This window comes from Streptomyces sp. NPDC037290 (assembly GCF_055603245.1).
On record NZ_JBVJVZ010000011.1, the window covers coordinates 1 to 17,619 of the forward strand.

A 17,619-nucleotide genomic window follows, 5' to 3' on the forward strand; every position below is an offset into this window, starting at 1 on the left:
GCGATGGTTGGGCCGTGTGTTGTGTTGTGTTCGCCCTCGCATCCTTGCGGGTTTTTGCTCGCCCCGCGAGCGGGGGGGGGGCGGCGGGGGGGGGGGGGGGGGGGGGGTCCCCCCCCGGCGCGCGGGTCGTCCTCGTCGGAGACGGCGGGGAAGGGAGCCACGCCCTGGTGAGAGCGAGCGGCGTGGCCGATGCGTTCGGCGATGGGGGTACCGCCCATGCCCTTAAGGCTATGAGGGAGGGCGTGGGGGCCGGTGAGCGCGGCCCAGGCGGGGTTGTCCAGGATGTGCGAGGAGGTGGTGTCGAGGGTGGTGACGGACATGGTGTGGCGGTCTCCGGGGTGCGGCTCGGGGTGTCCAGCGCGCGGGGACTCCACCGCGGGGCGACGGTGGAGTCCCCGGCGCGTGGTGGTCAGGAGTTGTCGAGCGGCAGGCCCGGCGGGTTGACCTCGGACTTGGCGACGGCCTCGTTGGAGAGGTTGTGCGCCTTGAGCCACTCGGCGTACTGACCGTGCTTGATCAGGTAGTTGATGGCGTCGGCGAGCGGCTTGGCGAGTCCGCTGTCCTTCTTCGCCGTTGCCGCGATCAGGCCCTGCAGGCTCGCGCCCGCGCCGGAGTAGGTGCCCGCAGTGCGGGTGGCGTTGGGCGTGTTGGCCACCTGACGGTTGTGGTAGGCGAAACCGGGGTTGGGGCCGAAGGAGGCGTCGACCTTGCCGCTGTTCAGGGCCAGGTAGGTGCTGGTGCTGTCCTGGAAGTACTTGACGGTGAGCTTCTTGCCCTCCTTGGCCAGCTTGTCCTTCCACTCCAGGAGGATCTTCTCCTGGTTGGTGCCGGAGCCGACGGCGATCGTCTTGCCGGCGAGGTTCTCGTAGTTGCCGTCGAAGTTCCAGGTGCTCTTCTTCGGCACGATGAAGGCGAGGTTGTCCTTCCGGTAGGAGGCGAACTCGTACTTCTTCTTGCGCTCCTCGGTGTCGGTGACGTTCGAGAAGGCCACGTCGGCCTTGCCGCTGTCGATGCCGACGAAGAGGTTCTCCCAGGTGGAGTTCCTGACCTCGGCCTTGAGCCCGAACACCGCGGCGACCAGACGGCCGAGGTCGGGCTCGGAGCCGGTGAGGGTCTTCTGGTCGTTGCCGACGTACGCCAGCGGCGGGAACCCGGCGGGCAGGGCGCCGATGCCGATCTCCAGCTTGCCGCTCTTCTTGACGTCGGCGGGCAGTTCGGCGCTGATCGCCTTGACCTCGGAGACCTTGATGGTGGTCTGGGTGGCGGCGCCGTTGGAGACCCGTCCGATGACGACCTCGCCGGCCTTGGCGGCGTCGGTGGAGGTGGCCGCGTCGCTGTTGCCACCGCAGGCGGCGAGCCCGGTGGCGAGGGAGGCGACGGCGGTCGCCGCGGTGATGCCGCGTATCAGGCTGCGTCGGGTGAAGTGGGTGCGCATGGACGTTCCTTGTCGCTGGAGGTGGTGAGGGTGGTGTGGGGGAGGTCTTGGGGATGCGGCGGGTCAGAGGACCTTGCTGAGGAAGTCCCGGGTCCGCTCGTGCCGCGGTTTGTCGAGGACCTCGGAGGGCGGCCCCTGCTCGACGATCCTGCCGCCGTCGATGAAGACGACCCGGTCGGCGATCTCGCGGGCGAAGCCGATCTCGTGGGTGACGATGAGGAGCGTGGTGCCGCTGGTCGCCAGGTCCTTGATGACAGCGAGGACTTCACCCACCAGTTCGGGGTCGAGGGCGGAGGTGGGCTCGTCGAAGAGGATGACGCCGGGGCGCAGTGCGAGGGCGCGGGCGATGGCGACACGCTGCTGCTGTCCGCCGGAGAGCTGGCGGGGGTAGGCGCCGGTCCTGTCGGCGAGGCCGACGCGGCCGAGGAGTTCGCGGGCGAGTTCCTGTGCCTCGGACTTGCCGAGCCGGCCGGTGGCGACGGGTGCCGCGGCCACGTTGTCCAGCACGGTCAGGTGCGGGAAGAGGTTGAAGTTCTGGAAGACGAAACCGATCCGGCCGCGCTGGGTGAGGATGGCCCGCTCACTGAGTTCCTTGAGCCGTTCGCCGTGCCGCTTCACGCCGATCAGCTCGCCGTTGACACTGACGTAGCCGATCTCCGGCTTCTCCAGGTGGTTGATGATCCGCAGCAGGGTGGACTTGCCGGAGCCGGAGGGGCCCAGGATGACGGTGACCTCGCCGGGGCGCACGGTCAGGTCGACGCCGTCCAGCACCCGGTGGGTGCCGTACCACTTGTGCACGTCGTGGACCTCGACGGTGGCGGCCTCGACGTCCGCCAGGGATTCGCGCGTCTTGGCGGTCATACAGCGGCCTCCCGGCGGATACGGGCCCGCAGGTCGGTGAGACCGGTGCGGAGCTTCTGCAGCGGCGTCGGCGGCAGGCTGCGGGTGGCACCGCGGGCGTAGTGCCGCTCGACGTAGAACTGGATGACGGAGACGACGCTGGTCAGGACCAGGTACCAGACGGTGACGACCAGCAGCAGCGGCACGATGTCGCCGGGGTAGGTGGAGCCCATGGTCTGCGCGGAGCCGAACAGGTCGAGCAGGGAGACGTAGAAGACCAGCGAGGTGCCCTTGATCAGGCCGATGAGCTGGTTGACGTAGTTCGGGACGATCGAGCGCAGTGCCTGCGGGAAGACGATCCTGCGGAACTGGTAGCCCTTCGGCAGGCCGAGCGCCGCGGCCGCCTCGTGCTGGCCCTGGTCGACCGAGAGGATGCCGCCGCGTACCACCTCGGCCGCGTAGGCGGCCTCGTTGAGGCTGAGGCCGACGACGGCGACGACCATGTCGGTGGCGAGTCTCGACTCGTCGAAGGAGAAGAAGGCCGGGCCGAAGGGGATGCCGATGCTCAACGTCTTGTACAGGGCGCTGAAGTTGTAGAGGAAGATCAGCACCACGATGAGCGGGATGGAGCGCAGCGCCCAGACGTAGGTCCAGCTGACCGCGCGCAGCACCGGGCTCTTCGAGAGCCGGCCCAGTGCGAGCACGATGCCGCCGGCAAGGCCCAGCACCGCGCTGTAGGCGGTGACTTCGAGGGTGATCAGCAGGCCGTCGAGGATGGTGGGGCGCAGGAACCAGTAGCTCCAGCGGTCCCACTGGTAGAAGGGGTTGGTGACCAGTCCGTGCACGAACTGGGCTACGAGGACCAGCACGACCGCGGTGACGATCCAGCGGCCTGGCCGCCGCAGCGGAAGAACCCGCTGGGCGGTCAGGAGCTTTGACGGCTCGTCGGTGGTCGGCGCCTCGGCGAGGGTGACGGTGGCACCAGGGGGTTCACTCATGGTGGGCTCCGGCTGGGTGGGAACGCCCCGGAAGCACGGCGGCATGCGGCGGCGCACACGACGGCGAGGTACCGGGGACGGGAGGGCAACGGCACACCGCGAGGGGCGCGGTGTGCGTCAGGAGGTGCGGGGGCTGCGGGGAGGTGTCAGCCTCGACAGCGGGCGCGGCCGCCCGGTGCGGTACACAGTGCGCTGCTCACGCGGAGCAGATCGACGGCACGATCGGCGACGAGCAGGGTCAGCAGACTCGCGTACGGCTGTGCGCAGCCCTGGGGGCGGCGCGTCGCCGTCCGGGGGGCTGCGTACATGGCGTCACCGTCACCGTTCCGGCCCCAGGGGCCTCGCGCTTACCGAAACATCATCGGTCGGGTCGTCACCTGGGGCACCCCACCGCGGTGGGAGGGTTGCCGGTCAGCAAGCCAGGGCTTGTCGCTGACGCTCATGACCGTTCTGGGCGGTAATTAACACAACTCCACGGACGTATGTCAACGCCGGTCCAGCAGGTGGAACAGCTGGGCGGGCGGCGTGGGCCGTCCGGTCCAGGATGCGGACGGCCGTTCCGGCGGTCTCCACGCCCTGGCAGCGGGTGCGGTGGTGGGAGCGGTCGCCTTCGTGCCCGGCAACTCGACGTGCCCGGCGGCCGGATGACCGGTCTCGAACTCCCCGACCCCGACTACAACGCCCCCGGCGTCGACTTCATCGACAACGACCAGTGCCGGAAGGGTGCCTTGCCTTCACCACTCTCGCCCACTGGACCAAGAAAGACCCCCACGGCACCATCGAAACCGCGTCCGAACAAGAACAGAGAAACCATTCATGCCCACATCACGTGTGCATCGTGACCTGCGCCGCTCACGATTGGCGTCTGCGGCTCGGCATAGTCGGCAAGGCGCATGGGAGCTTCCTCCGTGAGAGCTCCCAGAAGCCGCTGGAACATCTGATGAAGACTGTCCCAAACCTTCACCGGCGCGTCCGTGTCACCGGTCTGCAGGCCGTATAGCACGTTCCCGAACCCGTCTCCGGCACGGTGATCAACGATGAGCTTCCCGCCCGTGAGATCAGAGGCGATCGGAACCCACCGTACGTGGAACGAGTACCCATACACACCGTCGTAAATGTCACGTAGGTCAGGGTCTTCCGACTCGTTCGCATCGATCCACTCAGCGATGCCTTCCTCCATCCACCGCTGACCGTCACGCATTCCAGCCGAGGTGAGCAAGATGAAACCCCCGGGAAGGATGACTCCTGGGCCCGCATGGCTGGTGGCGGACGATCCGTCATGACGCCGCAACCACGTCACGAGATCGGGATGCAGATCGAACCGTCGGTCAGTAAGGGCGTCGATATCATACTGCGTAGCCGGAGGATTCAACGCAGCATAATCCGCTGGCACGTTAGCCCCCAGCCACGCATCGAGGTGGCCCAGTACGTCATCGAGTGAATCAGTCATGCGACGACCCTAACGACTGCCAATCCATTTTCAGCGAGGCTGAGGTGGATGAGCTGGGAGGATCCGTTTATGCCTTCCCGGCATGCAGCTCGCGGGCTCGCGCCACGGTCAGGCAGGTGTGGGCGGCCATGGCCAGGGTCATGTGGCGGTGCCGGCCGGGATGGCGGCGGACTCGGTAGTCGTGAAGACGTCCCCCTGGGCCCCCTTGCTCGTGATCGCGCCGGCCCTGACCGCGTCCCTGGCCGGGCCGCGACTGACCGACCTCGTCGGAGCACCGGCTGTGGCCGCCCAGGTGCTCATCGCCGTGTTCCACGGCGGACCGGCCACACCCAACCACCTCTCGCAGATCACTGCCCTGGCGCTGCTGTCCGCCTTGGTCGTCCTCGTCTGCCACGTACGCGAGCGGCGCAGCCGGGAGCTGAACCGGGCACGGTCGGTGGCCGAGGCGGCCAGCTCGTACTGCTGCGGCCACCACGCCGCCGGATCGGGCCGCTGCGGGTGGCCCGGCTGTACCTGGCGGCCGAGGACGAGACCCGCGCAGGTGGCGGCGACCTGTTCGCGATCGCCCGCCCCGACCGCAGCACCCGCGTGATCATCGGCGAACGTCCGCGGCAAGGGACTGGCCGCCATCCGCGAGGCATCCATGGTGCTGGGCGCGTTCCGCGAGGGCGCGCACCGCTATGGCACCCTGCCCGAACTCGCCGCGGGCCTGGAGGTGAGCGGCTGCAGAAGCCTGGAAGACGTCGCCGACACCGAGCACGATCCGGGTGAGTGGCGTCATCGAAGCCCGCTCGCCCGAAGGAGCCTTCCACCCCCTCGCCCGAGCGGGCCGCCTCCGCGCCCCCGTCCTGACCCGAAGCCCTGGTCCGCCACATCCATCGCGCCCTGCTGAACCACATCGGCCACGAGCCCGGGGACGACGCCGCGCTCCTGGACATCGACCGCTACGGCGCCCACCACCTGCACCGGCCGCACACCACGGCCCGCTCCCTCGACGGCCGCCGTCGACTCGACTCCGGCTCAAAGCCGGTTGCGGAGGACCCTTCCTGAGCCTGCGACCCATGCTGTCGTGATCGTCTTGCCGACGCCCCGCGGGGCGACAAAGCTGGCAGTGGGAAGAATTCGAACAACCTCGGAGCGGAGAAGGAGCCCGCAGACCGGCCGGGAGAAGATCAAAGGGAGAGGGAGTCATGACGACGCAAAGGTCCGAGACGTCGGCGACTCCGGCGGACGCGACTCCGACAGTGGCCAGGCAGCCCGACGGTTACGGCAAGCGGGTCGGGGAGGTCGCGGAAATAACCGTTCTCTTCGATGCCAAGCCGGGCGGGGCGGAGAGGTTCCGCCAGAACGCCGCCAAGATCCAGGACGATGCCTTTCGCTACGAAAAGCTCGTCGGTACTGTCCACGACTTCCGCGTCACGTTCATCAACAACGACACGCAGGTCATCGGCGCGGTCACCTATGACGGTGACTTCAAGCCGTACATGGCGGACATCTTCGCCAACGCCGCGCCATGGTTCGACGAGATGTTCGAAGGTGTCGCGGAGGGTTATCCCGGGGCGGCCGATCCGCACATCGTCGACTGGCTTGCGACGAAGATCGTGGAGGCCGACATGTGGTACGCCTCCAATCCGACCATGACGGTCCAGGACACCGCCAAGGCACAGAAGGTCACACAGGCGTTCAACACGTTGCTGGATGCGGCGGCCGACTGACGGCATGGCCCCCGTCGGTCGAGGCCCCCTCGGCGGGCCGTCCGTCGGAAGCCCCTCCCCAGGAGTTGTTTTCCCAGGTGCCGTGGCCGTGGCACCTGGAACATCATCCAGGCGGCCCGGCACCGGCGCGTGATCGCCGGACCCGGCCCTTCAGCGAAGGTCGCACCGCCATGTCCGACCACCTCTCCGGTACCCGCGCCGAGGTCGACCCAGCCATCGACCTCGCCGACCTCTACGCCTTTCCCAGCCCCTCCCGGACGGGACGACTCGTCCTCGTCATGGATGTCTTTCCCAATGCGCGACCCGGGGCCCTGTTCTCCGACGCCGCCAGCTACCGGTTCCGGGTCCGTCCCGCAGCCATTGGGGCGGATCATTCCGGTGCACTCTTCGAGCTGGGCGCCGATGAGTATGCGTTCACCTGCACGTTCTCCGGCCCGGTTGAGTCGGACACCGACGGGGAGGTGACGCAGCGGGGAACCTGCGTGCTCCCGGGCGGGGAGGCGGTCGCGTTCCAGGTGAACGACGAGCGCGGCGGCGAGGACCATGGCGTGCGCGTCTACGCGGGGTTGCGGCTGGATCCCTTCTTCATGGATGTCGGCAAGGAGGTGGAGACACGGGCGCAGCGGCGGCTCGCCTTCCTCCCGATGGGCACCAACTCGCTGGAAGGTGTCGATGTCCTGACCGTCGTCGTCGAGTTCGATGTGGCAAGGCTGCTCGGGCCGGCCTCGGGCACCATGTTCGCCGTTGCCGCGGAAACCGTCACGGCCGGCCCCTATCCCCTGCGCCTCGAACGGCTCGGCCGCCCGGAGGTGAAGAACGTCCTGATGTCGGAGAACGGGGTCGACACCGCGAACAGGATCGTGGATCTGCGCGATCTCTACAACGAAGAAGATCCATTCCAGCTGGGGTCGCACTACCTGGGTGCCTACCGCTCGCGGCTGAACGCCAACCTGGCCTTCTTCGACGGTCTGGACGGCAAGCTCGACTGGCAGACGGACCAGGACGGGGCGCATCCGCTCACCGACCTGCTGCTCGCCGACTTCCTGGTCGTGGACGTGGCCAAGCCGTACGCCGAGGACAGCTACTTCGAGATCGAGCGCGCCCTGCTGGAGAGGCGGGCGCACACGACCTGCGGCGGCCGCACGCTCAACGACGACGTCATCGACACGCTGTACACGCTGATCGTCAACGCCTTCCACGGCCCGCGGGTCAGCGACGGCGTCGACCGGGCGACCGCGCCGGCCTCCCGGGAGTTCCCGTACCTGGCACCGCCCAACCCCGACCCGCCTGTGCCCGTGTCCGTTCCCACGCCCGCGGCAAGCCGATGAGGGGCAGCTCCGCGGCCGGCTGTGTGAGCAACGGGATGCGACTCGATCTTGCCGACGGTCCGGCGACGACGGCCGGTGTGATCGCGGGGGCAACCTAGACGCACGCATCGAGGGCCTCACCGGCCAGGCGAGACGGGGAAGCCTGACCGGTGGAGGGTGGGGCGAGCTGGTGGAGCTGACCGCTCTGCGCGGGCACGTGCTGGGCCGTATCGACGAGGCCGAGCGCGCCGCGTCACTGGCCGAGGCGTTCGTCGACCAGGCGCCGCACGATCCGCAGTCTCATGTGGCCCGCGCCAGGCTGGCCGCCCTCTTTCATCGGTTCCCGGCAGCACTGGCCGATCTCGACGCGGCGGCCGAGCTGGGACTCGATCGGCGAACCCTGGACGAGGAGCGGGCCGCCATCCATCAGGCGGTCGGGCGGTACGACGAGGCGCTCGCCCTGCATCAGAACGCGCTGCTGCGACGGCACGACTTCCACGCCCTGGCCGCCCTGGGTCGCTGCCATGCCGAGCGCGGCGAGGTGGCCGAGGCCGAGAGGTGGTTCCTGGCGGCGAGACGCGGCTACCGCGGGGTGAGTCCCTTCCCGCTCGCGGTACTCGAATTCCAGTGCGGGCAGGCATGGCTGTCCATGGGCGACCTCGCACGCGCGCACGTCTGGCTGGAGTCGGCGGTTCGCCGGCTGCCGGCCTACGTGCCGGCGCAGGGCCACCTCGCCGAGATCGATGCCGCCGAAGGCAGGGCCGCCGTGGCGATCCGACGCCTGCGCCGACTTGCGCCGGCGAGCGACGATCCGCACTACGAGGCCCAGCTCGCCCGCATCCTGGGCACGCGGGAGCCGGGGGCCGAGGCAGAGTTCCGGCGCGCCCACGCCGCTGCTCGCTACGAGAACTTGATGGCGCGCCACCCTGAGGCGTACGCCGATCACGCGGCGGAGTTCTGGCTGACGGTCGGCGCCGACCCTCAGCGGGCCCTTGACCTTGCCCGGCAGAACCTCGCCCTTCGGCCGACCCCACGCGCCCGAGCGCTCGTGTATCGCGCGACCTGCCGTGTCGGACAGCACCGATAGATCAGAAAATTGATACAAATCGGCCGAAGTCTGACTGAGGGGACGACATGACGACGGTCAAAGGCCCGGCCCTGCAGCTGGACGAGATCCAGGGCATCGTGCTGCGCACCCGGCCGTCACCGTACGTCGGCACCTACATCCTGCTGCGTGTGGACGACCCCGGCGCCGGCCGTGAGCTGATGGGGCGCCTGGCCGGACTGGTCGACTCCGCTGCCAACTGGTGGCAGCCCCCGCTCCCGGCGCTCCTCAACGTCGCGGTGACGTACCGGGGGCTCGAAGCGCTCCGGGTGCCACAGACCTCCCTGAACAGCTTCCCCGAGGAGTTCCGGCAGGGCATGGCGGCGCGGGCCGAGTTCCTGGGCGACACCGGCGAGAGCGCGCCCGCACACTGGGAGCCGCCCTTCGGCACCGGCCAGGTGCACGTCCTCCTGTCCCTCGTCGCCGCCGACCAGGAGTCGCTGGCAGTCGTTCTCGAACGGGCCCGCCAGGCGCGCGCGCAGCTTCCCGGTCTTCACGTGGTGTACCGGCAGGACCTGTACCAACTGGCCTCGGGGCGCACCAGCTTCGGCTACAAGGACGGCATCAGCAACCCAGCGGTGGAAGGCAGCGGCGCGGACAGTCCACCCGGTGGCGGTCCCACGCTCAAGGCCGGCGAGTTCGTGCTGGGCTATCCCGACGAGACGGGGAACCTGCCCCCGATGCCGGAACCGGACGTGCTGGGCCGTAACGGCACGTTCGTGGTCTGGCGGAAGCTGCACACACGCGTCGCCGCCTTCCGTCGCTATCTCCACGACAGCGCCGGCAGCCCGGAAGAGGAGTCGCTGCTCGCCGCGAAGATCGTGGGCCGCTGGCCGAGCGGTGCCCCGTTGATCCTGGCGCCCGAGCACGACGACCCGGACCTGGGGTCGGACGAGCAGCGCAACAACGACTTCGCCTACGCGTCCGATCCGCATGGCGCGGTCTGCCCCCGTGGCGCCCACGCCAGGCGTGCCAATCCGCGTGACTCGGAGATCATCGGTGACGTCGACCTCCACCGCCTGATCCGGCGGAGCACCAGCTACGGGCCGCCGCTGCCGGCCGGCACCCTGGACGACGACGGCGCCGACCGCGGCATCGTGTTCATCGCCGTCAACGCGCACCTCGACCGCCAGTTCGAGTTCGTGAAGTCACAGTGGTTCAACGACGGCAACTTCACCGGCCTCGATGTGGAGAAGGACCTGCTCACGGGCGACAACGACGGCACGGGCGTCTTCACGATCCCCCAGCGCCCCGTCCGGCGTCGCCTGCACGGCGTCGAGCGCTTCGTCATCACCCGTGGCGGCGAGTACTTGTTCCTGCCGAGTCTCAGCGCGCTGCGTTGGCTGGCCGACCTTGGTGGCTGAGCCCGCCGTTGAGACGGTACAAGGCGCGCAGCCACCAGTCCCGCCCAGCACGCGCCACGTACAGGCCCGATGTCAGGAGAACCGAGCGTTGCTGACGTCGATGGAGACCATGGTCCGTTCCAGGATCGGGCGGTTGTCCGCGTCGCTTCGGTAGGCCCGGCGTTTGGTGGGCAGGCGGATACCGTCCGCTTCCACGGTGTCGTACACGTACTGTGCCGCGGCGAATCCGCCTGCGATGTCGACGTGATAGTCGTGCCGACGCAGGAGACGGTCGGGGCCGAAGTAGAAGTCCTGCTGAATGCTGTGGCCGGCGATGTGGCACGGGAAGGTGGCCCGCAAGCCCCGCCAGAGTTCGTCCCCTTCCCGCCATGGTTCGATCACGGTGACGGCGAAACCGGGCATCGCCAGCAGGAAGGGCGAGGTGAGATACGTCCACAGCGCGTATCCGTTGAAGTAGGCGCGGTCCAGTGGGTCCCACGGGGTGTTGAGGTCGTGCCCGGTGAACGACGTCCGCGGTTGGCTGCGTTCGGCCACGACGCGGCCGTCGGCCTTTTCGATGCTGACTCGCTCGGCGCTCGGCCGTGAAGTCGGTCCTCCGGCCGGGGGCGCCGAACGGCATCAAGGGCCACCGATGGGTCTTCTCGTAGCACCCTTCGTGCAGACCCGCAGCTGGGTGCCGGTCTGCGGCGGCGCAGCCCCTGACCGCCGGGCAAGCTGGAAGGCGGAGGTGGTTGCCGTGGCCGGTGAGACGCCCCTGATGATCGTGGACGGCAAAGGCGTGGTCGTGCTGTGGAGCCACCGAGCGGAGGAGTTGTGGGGGCGCCCGGCGGGCGAGGTGGTCGGGCGGCCGGCCACCGACCTGGTCGGCTCTGGCCCCGCCCCAGACGGTGATGCCGCGGAGGGCTGCTGGCATGACGCCCTGCGCGATGGTGCAGCGCGAGCCGCCCTCCGTGGCCTGAGCGTGCAGCCGGCGCTGCGCGAAGACGGCTCGGTGACGTGGGAGATCTTCCTGCCACCTGCGAGCGGGATGGTGCCCGGCATGGAGACCGCGGTGCTCGAGGCACTGTCCGCCCACACGGCAGGGGCTCTGTTCGTGGTGGACGAGGAGTTGCATGTCGTGTCGGCCAACGCTGCCGCGCAGGCCCTGTCCGGCGCGAGCGCACGGCAGATCCGAGGACGCCCCCTGGCCGATGCGTGGCCCCTTTCATCCCCCGGCGAACTGGAGCACATCCTGCGCCGGGCCATGGCGGAGGGTACGCCGACGACCGACCACGTGATGCGGACGGACCGCGAGCCCCAGCACACGCACACCCTCTCGGTGCTGCCCCTGCACGACGCACCGGGGGCGGTGGTCGTGGCACACGACATGACCGGACAGGAGAAGGCACGCCGCGCGGTCCAGGCCCTGTATGCCGTCCGGGAGCGGGTGGGACAAACCCTGGACGTGGTGGCCACCTGCCAGGAGTTGGTCGACGCGCTGGTCCCCGGGTTCGCCGACATCGCCGTGGTGGAAGTGGTGGAGCCGGTGGTGCGCGGAGAGGAACCACCGCTGAGCCCCCTGGGACGGGATGTGCCACTGCGCCGGGCCGCCTTCGGGAACAGCGGCGGTGATCAGCAGTCCCGGGCGCATCCGGTGGGAGACGTCCGCGCGATGCCGTTCCCGACCCCTTATGCGCAGTCACTGGCCGACCTCAAGCCACGCACGATCGTCCTGGGCCCCGACACGCCCTGGCTGGCGGCCGATCCGGCGCGGGCCGCAGCGATTCGCGCATCCGGCGCACGTGCCCTGCTCGTCGCACCACTGACGCTGCGCGGAAAGGTGCTCGGACTGCTGAGTCTCTACCGCAGCCGGCGATCCGACGGCTTCGACGAGAAGGAACTCGCCCTCACTCTGGAACTGGCCACGCACACCGCCCTGGGCATCGACAACGCCCGCCGCTACACCCGCGAGCACACCATCGCCGCGGCACTGCAGCGCCATCTGCTGCCCCCGGCACCTCCTTCGCAGACCGCGATCGAGACCGCCGGCCTGTACGTGGCCGACGACCGGGGGGCGGGTGGCTGGTCCAACGCCTGCGCCCTGCCCGGCGCCCGCACGGCCCTGGTGGTCGGGGAAGTCGCCGGCCACGGCATCCACACCGCCGTCACCATGGGGCAGCTGCGGACCGCCATGCTGTCGCTCGCCGCACTGGACCTGGAACCCGACGAACTCCTCGCCCGGCTCGACGACGCCATGGCACGTCTCGCACGTGAGCGGAGGGCGCTGCCACCCGGCGATCCCGTGCGCGGGCAGCCCCTCAGCGCGACGTGCCTGTGCGTGCTCTACGACCCGTTCACTCACACGTGCACCATCGCCTCCGCCGGACACCCCCCGCCCCTCGTCGCCGGCCCCGCCTGCGGCACCCGAGTCGTCGAGCTGGCCGCCGGTGGTGCCCTCGGCGGCGGCGGAGGGCCCCCGTACACCACCACCAACGTCACCCTTGCCGACGGAGACGTACTCGCCCTCTACACGACCTCACTCCTGTCCGTCGTACAGGGCCAGGACGGCACAAGCGACCCGCAGCCGCTCCGACGCATGCTCGCCGACGCCGACCGGCCCCTCCAGGACCTGTGCGACGACGTCCTGTACCGGGTGCGCACCGACGCCATGCCCGGGGACGCCATCCTGCTTCTCGCCCGCACCCACCCCTTCCCCGCCGACCACGTGGCCACCTGGCCACTCGACGAAGCGCCCACCGCCCCCGCCCTCGCACGGCGGCACACCCGGCACCAACTCGCGGCCTGGGGCATCGACCAGGACACCGCTTACGACACGCAGGAAATCGTCAGCGAGCTTGTCACCAACGCCCTGCGGTACGGCGCCCCACCCGTACGACTGCGCCTCATCAACGACCGCACCCTCACCTGCGAGGTCCAGGACCGCGGCGCCTCTGCCCCGCGGCTGCGCCACGCACGGTCCGTCGACGAAGGCGGCCGCGGCCTGTTCATCTGCGCCCAGCTCGCACACAACTGGGGCATCCGCTACACCAACGACGCGAAGACGGTCTGGACCGAGCAAGCTGTCCCCCCGCAGCGCCCATAGGCCGCTGCACGACGAGTGGTGCGCTGAGACGCTCAGGCTCGTCCGCACCTGCCGTGCGGGCCCGCGGAACAATGGCGTGGGCGGCGGTGGCTGCGAGTCTTCAGCGACCGGCTGCGATCAGCGCAGGAGGACGCCGAAGACCATGTGGAAGAAGGCGTCGAAGGGGGCGTGGGACTTGTCGGCCCGGGCCGCGATCAGCGTGCCCTCCCAGGCGCTGAGGATGAACAGCGCGGCCTCCTCGACGTCGAGTGAGGCGTCCAGCTCACCCGCTTCCTGTGCTTCGGTGAGCACCCGCCGGATGCGCGCGGCCCACCGCTGGAAGCCGCCCTGGACGGCGGAGCGGATCTCCTCGGAGTGGTCCGCCACCTCCGCGCCCAGGTTGCCCACCAGGCATCCTCGGGCGAAGCCGCTGGCAACCGTGTCCGCGCCCAGGAACTCGAAGTGCGCCCGCAGCCGCTCCAGCGCAGGGCGTCCGGGCGTGTCGAGCAGGTCGAACCGCAACCCGGCGGCGTAGCGGCTCAGCGCCTCGAGGGCGCTCTCCTCCTTGCTGGCGAAGTGGTTGTAGAACGAGCCCTTGGGAGCCCCGGCCGCCGAGGTGATGTCGCTGATTCCGGTGGCATGGAAGCCCCGCGTGCGGAACTGCTCCAGGGCCGCCTGCGCGATCTCCTCGCGCTTGGACGCGCGTGCCATCCTCACCACCACCTCTCGGCCAATATGTCCGGTCGCCTTACCGCAGGTCAAACCGAAGTCCTCAGAGACGCGGCACCCGCCCGACGCCACGTGACCCACGGCTCAGCCTCCTCGGGCCTGCTTGACTAAATTTAAAGCGACCGGTCATATTAAAGCGACCGGTCATATTGGATGCCGGTCCCCGCCCGCCCTCGGCCCTCCCCCGCGTCGGCAGAGGCAGCACCGAGGAGCAACGTCATGTCCGCCTACCAAGCCTTCGAGGCCACCGGTGTCCACCGGCTCCGGCTCGTCGAGCGCGAGCTGGTCGACCCGGAGCCCGGACACGTCCGGCTCAGGGTGCAGGCGTGCGGTGTCTGCCACTCCGACGTGCTGGCCGTGGAGGGGCTGCGCCCCGACCCGTCACGCCCCGTCGTCCCCGGCCACGAGATCGTCGGCGTGATCGACGCCGTGGGCGCGGGCGTCACCGCCTGGCGGCCCGGCGACCGCGTCGGCGTCGGCTTCCTGAACGGGCACTGCTGGCAGTGCGAACCGTGCCGCCGCGGCGACTTCGTCAACTGCCTGGACCAGGAACAGACCGGCACCACCATCGACGGCGGATACGCGGAGGTGGCCTACGCCCGCGCGAGCGGACTGGTGCGCATCCCCGACGGCATGCCCGCCGTCGAGGCGGCCCCGCTGCTGTGCGCCGGACTGACCACCCTCACCGCGCTCCAGCAGGCCCCCACCCGCGCGGGCTCCCTGGTCGCCGTACAGGGGATCGGCGGGCTCGGTCACCTGGCTCTGCAGTACGCACGCAGCCTCGGACACCGGGTGGCCGCCATCGCCCGCGGCCGGGAGAAGGAGCAACTCGCCAGGCAACTGGGTGCCCACGAGTACATCGACAGCACGAGCACCGACCCCGGCACGGCGCTGGCCGACCTGGGCGGCGCCTCGCTCATCGTCGCCACGGCATCCAGCGGTACGTCCATGAACCCCCTGGTCCGCGGACTGGCCCCGGGCGGCAGCCTGGTCGTGGTCGGCGCCGCCCCGGACCCGCTGACGGTCGCCACGCCCGACCTGATCTTCGGCACCCGCCGCATCGTGGGCAGCCTGACCGGATCGTCGATCCAGAACGAGGACAACCTCGCCTTCAGCCTCGCCCACGGCATCCGGCCCGCCACCGAGACCATGCCCTTCACCCACGCCATGGACGCCTACGAGCGGATGCTCTCGGGCAAGGCCCGCTTCCGCGTCGTCCTGGACGTGGACGCCTGACCCCGCCACGACCCACGCCGCTGGGCAGGCGAGTCCCGGCCCGCCCCGTGGCAATCCCCTTGAGGTTCCCCCATGACCAACATGGTCGATACGACAGAGCACACCAGCACGGCCCCACGCGGCAGCGGGCCTGCGCGTCCAGCCGCCGAGATCGTCTCCGACGTCAACGGTCCCCACGCCACCCGGGCCGCACGGATCAGGCTGCTGTCCGTCTCCCTCGGCACCGCCGGCCTCGGCGGAGCCTGGCAGGCGGCGGTGACCACCTTTCCGCCCGCTCTGCAGGTCAGCGACGCGCTGTTCATCCTCAGCGGACTGATCTGGCTGGTGTTGGTGGCCCAGTACCTGCGCCATGGCGGGATCCGATGGCGCAACCTGCGCCACGACCTGCGTCATCCCGGCGACGGCTTCACCCTTGGGTACGTCCCCATCATCGGCATGCTGATCACAGGACACTTCTCCCGGTTCGAGTTCACCGGGGCACGCTGGGTCTACGCGGTGTTCCTCGTCCTGGCCGCCTTCATCGCTGCACGTCTGCTCGCCCACTGGCTCACGGGCGCCCTGAGCAGCACCGCCCTGCACCCGGGCTATCTGCTGCCCGTCTCCTCGGCGCCCTTCGTCGCCAGCGCCGTCGCCTCCACGCTCAGACTGCCCGGCGTCGCCGACGCCGCCTTCGCGGTGGGGCTGCTGTACTGGCTCGCCTTCGGCACCGTCATCCTCGGCAGCCTCGTCACCGGTGGCCCCCTGCCCGGGCCCGCCCGCCCGGCCCTCACCGTCCTGACCATCCCACCGGCGACCGGCGGAATCGCCTGGATCGCAGCCCACAAGGGTGTCTTCGACGCCGTCGGCTACGGCTTCGCCGGGATCCTGCTCTTCACCGTCCTCCTCGTCGCCTTCCTCGTCCCCGAACTGCGCCAGCCCTCGTTCCATCCCGGCCTGTGGATCTTCAGCTTCCCGGTCGCGGCATCCACCAACTTCACCATCCGCTGGATCCATGCGTCCGCACTTCGCGGGGAGCCGGCCCTCACCGGCATTCTCCTCGCCGGTGCGACCTTGGCACTGGGCCTGCTGGCCACGGCCCCCCTGCGCCACCGGGTCCGGCGAGCACTTGCCGGATGACCTCCGCTCCGGCGGCGGAGAGACGACGCCAAAGGCATCACCGCATTCATCGAGCGCCGGCCGGCCCGCTTCGCCGGAAGGTGACAGCCCCCAGCCCCGGTCTGCGGCCCAGCAGCCCCCGACGCCCACTCGACCCATCCGCCCTGCCCCACCGATACGTCTCCAAGGAGCCCTCATGCCCACGCTCGACCGCCACGACGCCGTCTTCGTTCTCGACCTCGGCGACGGGGAGAACCGTTTCCACCCCGACTGGATCGCCTCGGTCAGCGCAGCCATCGACGAGGTGGAGAAGTCCGAAGGCCCCCGCGCCCTGGTGACCGCCGCGACCGGGAAGTTCTACTCCAACGGTCTCGATCTCGAACGGCTCGCCGCGCACAGCGACGAGCGCCAGGACTACGTCAACTCCGTCCACGACCTGTTCGCAAGGTTCCTGTCCCTGCCGCTGATCACCGTAGCCGCGCTGCAGGGACACACGTTCGCCGCCGGAGCGATGTTCTCGCTGGCCCACGACTTCCGTCTCATGCGCGCCGACCGGGGCTTCTGGTGCCTGCCCGAGGCAGACATCAACATCCCCTTCACTCCCGGCATGTCCGCCCTCATCCAGTCCCGGCTGACCCCGCAGACGGCCCAGCACGTCATGGTCTCCGCCCGCCGCTTCGGCGGCCAGGAAGCAGCCGCCGCCGGAATCGTCGACCAGGCCGTGGACGAAGGCGCCCTGCGCACCGCCGCCCTCGAACTTGCCCAGGCCCACGCGAGCAAGGCCGGCGACAGCCTCGGCACCATCAAGACGCGCATGTACGCCTCTGTCCTCACCACGCTCCGCGACACGACCCACCCGCTGGGCTGACGCCATGCCGAGGCGCCCCGAAGTGTGCCTTCACGGTGTCGAAGTGGACGTCAGCTGGGTGTTGGTCTCGGCGAGCAGGGCGAGTCGCTCGAAGTCGGTCAGCGTTCCGGCGGCCCGCCCAGGGCGCGGTCCGGTGTCAGGGGGCTGCGCCGGCTCTGCACGAAACCCCAGGTTCCCTGCGACGCGTTGCACGCCCGGTCAACGAGGGCGTGCGGAGCAGCGCGGAGTTGGTGTCGTGGCCCATGGCGTCGGTGGACAGGTGCAGTGTGTCGCGATCGAGTGTGTAGTCGTAGGTGTCGCCGCCGATGTCGTCGGCCGGCACCGGCCCTGCCGCGAGGGTGAACTGGGGAGCCTCGCAGCAAGTACCCGACGGATTCCCCGGGGGGGTGCCGCCTCAGCGGCGGCCAGAAGCTGCC

Annotated in this window: 17 protein-coding genes, 1 pseudogene and 1 riboswitch; of the genes and pseudogenes, 8 read left to right on the forward strand and 10 right to left on the reverse strand. The window is 69.8% G+C overall.

Annotated elements, in window-relative coordinates; genetic code table 11:
- Nucleotides 1-409 precede the first annotated feature (409 nt).
- From ACZ7HQ_RS31080 to ACZ7HQ_RS31110, 7 genes are all read right to left on the reverse strand, one after another.
- Nucleotides 410-1,435 (reverse strand): transporter substrate-binding domain-containing protein, encoded by a 1,026-nt coding sequence (locus ACZ7HQ_RS31080; protein ID WP_470996995.1) that lies wholly within the window; start codon nucleotides 1,433-1,435, stop codon nucleotides 410-412.
- Nucleotides 1,436-1,498: 63 nt separating this feature from the next.
- A complete protein-coding gene (locus ACZ7HQ_RS31085; RefSeq protein WP_470996998.1) occupies nucleotides 1,499-2,296 on the reverse strand; it encodes an amino acid ABC transporter ATP-binding protein in 798 nt (265 codons plus the stop codon).
- The gene (locus ACZ7HQ_RS31090) at nucleotides 2,293-3,273 is read right to left on the reverse strand and encodes an amino acid ABC transporter permease (RefSeq protein ID WP_470997001.1); all 981 of its coding nucleotides are present in this window, start codon (nucleotides 3,271-3,273) and stop codon (nucleotides 2,293-2,295) included. Before ACZ7HQ_RS31090 ends, ACZ7HQ_RS31085 begins: the two co-directional genes overlap by 4 nt.
- A 146-nt stretch (nucleotides 3,274-3,419) precedes the next feature.
- Nucleotides 3,420-3,581: a hypothetical protein gene (locus ACZ7HQ_RS31095; protein ID WP_157857919.1), complete on the reverse strand. Its 162-nt coding sequence runs from the start codon at nucleotides 3,579-3,581 to the stop codon at nucleotides 3,420-3,422.
- 30 nt (nucleotides 3,582-3,611) lie between these two features.
- Nucleotides 3,612-3,720, reverse strand: a riboswitch (SAM riboswitch).
- A gap of 367 nt (nucleotides 3,721-4,087) precedes the next feature.
- Nucleotides 4,088-4,723, reverse strand: a complete 636-nt coding sequence (locus ACZ7HQ_RS31100) for an SMI1/KNR4 family protein (protein WP_470997004.1) — start codon at nucleotides 4,721-4,723, stop codon at nucleotides 4,088-4,090.
- Nucleotides 4,724-4,861: 138 nt separating this feature from the next.
- Nucleotides 4,862-5,353 (reverse strand): hypothetical protein, encoded by a 492-nt coding sequence (locus tag ACZ7HQ_RS31105; RefSeq protein ID WP_470997581.1) that lies wholly within the window; start codon nucleotides 5,351-5,353, stop codon nucleotides 4,862-4,864.
- Nucleotides 5,316-5,504, reverse strand: a complete 189-nt coding sequence (locus ACZ7HQ_RS31110; protein WP_470997007.1) for a hypothetical protein — start codon at nucleotides 5,502-5,504, stop codon at nucleotides 5,316-5,318. The genes ACZ7HQ_RS31105 and ACZ7HQ_RS31110 overlap by 38 nt, the downstream gene beginning before the upstream one ends.
- A gap of 409 nt (nucleotides 5,505-5,913) precedes the next feature.
- Here ACZ7HQ_RS31110 and ACZ7HQ_RS31115 point away from each other — a divergent pair, with 409 nt between their 5' ends.
- The 4 genes from ACZ7HQ_RS31115 (at nucleotide 5,914) to ACZ7HQ_RS31130 (ending at nucleotide 10,214) form a co-directional block, all read left to right on the forward strand.
- The gene (locus ACZ7HQ_RS31115; RefSeq protein ID WP_470997009.1) at nucleotides 5,914-6,438 is read left to right on the forward strand and encodes a hypothetical protein; all 525 of its coding nucleotides are present in this window, start codon (nucleotides 5,914-5,916) and stop codon (nucleotides 6,436-6,438) included.
- A 170-nt stretch (nucleotides 6,439-6,608) separates the two neighbouring features.
- Entirely contained in the window at nucleotides 6,609-7,766 is a 1,158-nt protein-coding gene (locus tag ACZ7HQ_RS31120) for a DUF4331 family protein (protein WP_470997012.1), read from the forward strand.
- 169 nt (nucleotides 7,767-7,935) lie between these two features.
- The gene (locus ACZ7HQ_RS31125; protein ID WP_470997015.1) at nucleotides 7,936-8,832 is read left to right on the forward strand and encodes a tetratricopeptide repeat protein; all 897 of its coding nucleotides are present in this window, start codon (nucleotides 7,936-7,938) and stop codon (nucleotides 8,830-8,832) included.
- A gap of 47 nt (nucleotides 8,833-8,879) precedes the next feature.
- Nucleotides 8,880-10,214 carry a Dyp-type peroxidase gene (locus tag ACZ7HQ_RS31130; RefSeq protein ID WP_470997018.1) on the forward strand — a complete coding sequence of 445 codons (1,335 nt, stop codon included), beginning with the start codon at nucleotides 8,880-8,882 and terminating at the stop codon, nucleotides 10,212-10,214.
- A gap of 72 nt (nucleotides 10,215-10,286) precedes the next feature.
- Here the strand turns inward: ACZ7HQ_RS31130 and ACZ7HQ_RS31135 are convergent, their stop codons facing one another.
- Nucleotides 10,287-10,748 carry a hypothetical protein gene (locus ACZ7HQ_RS31135; protein WP_470997021.1) on the reverse strand — a complete coding sequence of 154 codons (462 nt, stop codon included), beginning with the start codon at nucleotides 10,746-10,748 and terminating at the stop codon, nucleotides 10,287-10,289.
- A 97-nt stretch (nucleotides 10,749-10,845) separates the two neighbouring features.
- Between ACZ7HQ_RS31135 and ACZ7HQ_RS31140 the strand changes: the two genes are divergently transcribed.
- Nucleotides 10,846-13,296 carry an ATP-binding SpoIIE family protein phosphatase gene (locus ACZ7HQ_RS31140; RefSeq protein ID WP_470997024.1) on the forward strand — a complete coding sequence of 817 codons (2,451 nt, stop codon included), beginning with the start codon at nucleotides 10,846-10,848 and terminating at the stop codon, nucleotides 13,294-13,296.
- A 117-nt stretch (nucleotides 13,297-13,413) separates the two neighbouring features.
- Here ACZ7HQ_RS31140 and ACZ7HQ_RS31145 read toward each other — a convergent pair whose 3' ends face one another.
- Entirely contained in the window at nucleotides 13,414-13,986 is a 573-nt protein-coding gene (locus ACZ7HQ_RS31145; protein ID WP_470997027.1) for a TetR/AcrR family transcriptional regulator, read from the reverse strand.
- Between the two features lie 237 nt (nucleotides 13,987-14,223).
- On the opposite strand from ACZ7HQ_RS31145, the gene ACZ7HQ_RS31150 reads away from it, so the two are divergent.
- The 3 genes from ACZ7HQ_RS31150 (at nucleotide 14,224) to ACZ7HQ_RS31160 (ending at nucleotide 17,203) form a co-directional block, all read left to right on the forward strand.
- A complete protein-coding gene (locus ACZ7HQ_RS31150) occupies nucleotides 14,224-15,240 on the forward strand; it encodes an alcohol dehydrogenase catalytic domain-containing protein (protein WP_470997030.1) in 1,017 nt (338 codons plus the stop codon).
- A gap of 72 nt (nucleotides 15,241-15,312) precedes the next feature.
- Nucleotides 15,313-16,356, forward strand: coding sequence for an SLAC1 family transporter (locus ACZ7HQ_RS31155; RefSeq protein ID WP_470997033.1), 1,044 nt, complete (start codon nucleotides 15,313-15,315; stop codon nucleotides 16,354-16,356).
- Between the two features lie 175 nt (nucleotides 16,357-16,531).
- Nucleotides 16,532-17,203 (forward strand): enoyl-CoA hydratase-related protein, encoded by a 672-nt coding sequence (locus ACZ7HQ_RS31160; RefSeq protein WP_470997036.1) that lies wholly within the window; start codon nucleotides 16,532-16,534, stop codon nucleotides 17,201-17,203.
- A 166-nt stretch (nucleotides 17,204-17,369) separates the two neighbouring features.
- Here the strand turns inward: ACZ7HQ_RS31160 and ACZ7HQ_RS31165 are convergent.
- Nucleotides 17,370-17,576, reverse strand: a pseudogene (locus ACZ7HQ_RS31165) (serine/threonine-protein phosphatase); the annotation flags it as partial.
- Nucleotides 17,577-17,619: the final 43 nt, after the last annotated feature.

What these genes read in the sequence shown, in the direction of transcription:
- ACZ7HQ_RS31080 (WP_470996995.1), bottom strand. Translation starts at nt 1,435, where the DNA reads ATGCGCACCCACTTCACCCGACGCAGCCTGATACGCGGCATCACCGCG.
- ACZ7HQ_RS31085 (WP_470996998.1), bottom strand. Translation starts at nt 2,296, where the DNA reads ATGACCGCCAAGACGCGCGAATCCCTGGCGGACGTCGAGGCCGCCACC.
- ACZ7HQ_RS31090 (WP_470997001.1), bottom strand. Translation starts at nt 3,273, where the DNA reads ATGAGTGAACCCCCTGGTGCCACCGTCACCCTCGCCGAGGCGCCGACC.
- ACZ7HQ_RS31095 (WP_157857919.1), bottom strand. Translation starts at nt 3,581, where the DNA reads ATGTACGCAGCCCCCCGGACGGCGACGCGCCGCCCCCAGGGCTGCGCA.
- ACZ7HQ_RS31100 (WP_470997004.1), bottom strand. Translation starts at nt 4,723, where the DNA reads ATGACTGATTCACTCGATGACGTACTGGGCCACCTCGATGCGTGGCTG.
- ACZ7HQ_RS31105 (WP_470997581.1), bottom strand. Translation starts at nt 5,353, where the DNA reads ATGGCGGCCAGTCCCTTGCCGCGGACGTTCGCCGATGATCACGCGGGT.
- ACZ7HQ_RS31110 (WP_470997007.1), bottom strand. Translation starts at nt 5,504, where the DNA reads ATGACGCCACTCACCCGGATCGTGCTCGGTGTCGGCGACGTCTTCCAG.
- ACZ7HQ_RS31115 (WP_470997009.1), top strand. Translation starts at nt 5,914, where the DNA reads ATGACGACGCAAAGGTCCGAGACGTCGGCGACTCCGGCGGACGCGACT.
- ACZ7HQ_RS31120 (WP_470997012.1), top strand. Translation starts at nt 6,609, where the DNA reads ATGTCCGACCACCTCTCCGGTACCCGCGCCGAGGTCGACCCAGCCATC.
- ACZ7HQ_RS31130 (WP_470997018.1), top strand. Translation starts at nt 8,880, where the DNA reads ATGACGACGGTCAAAGGCCCGGCCCTGCAGCTGGACGAGATCCAGGGC.
- ACZ7HQ_RS31140 (WP_470997024.1), top strand. Translation starts at nt 10,846, where the DNA reads ATGGGTCTTCTCGTAGCACCCTTCGTGCAGACCCGCAGCTGGGTGCCG.
- ACZ7HQ_RS31145 (WP_470997027.1), bottom strand. Translation starts at nt 13,986, where the DNA reads ATGGCACGCGCGTCCAAGCGCGAGGAGATCGCGCAGGCGGCCCTGGAG.
- ACZ7HQ_RS31150 (WP_470997030.1), top strand. Translation starts at nt 14,224, where the DNA reads ATGTCCGCCTACCAAGCCTTCGAGGCCACCGGTGTCCACCGGCTCCGG.
- ACZ7HQ_RS31155 (WP_470997033.1), top strand. Translation starts at nt 15,313, where the DNA reads ATGACCAACATGGTCGATACGACAGAGCACACCAGCACGGCCCCACGC.
- ACZ7HQ_RS31160 (WP_470997036.1), top strand. Translation starts at nt 16,532, where the DNA reads ATGCCCACGCTCGACCGCCACGACGCCGTCTTCGTTCTCGACCTCGGC.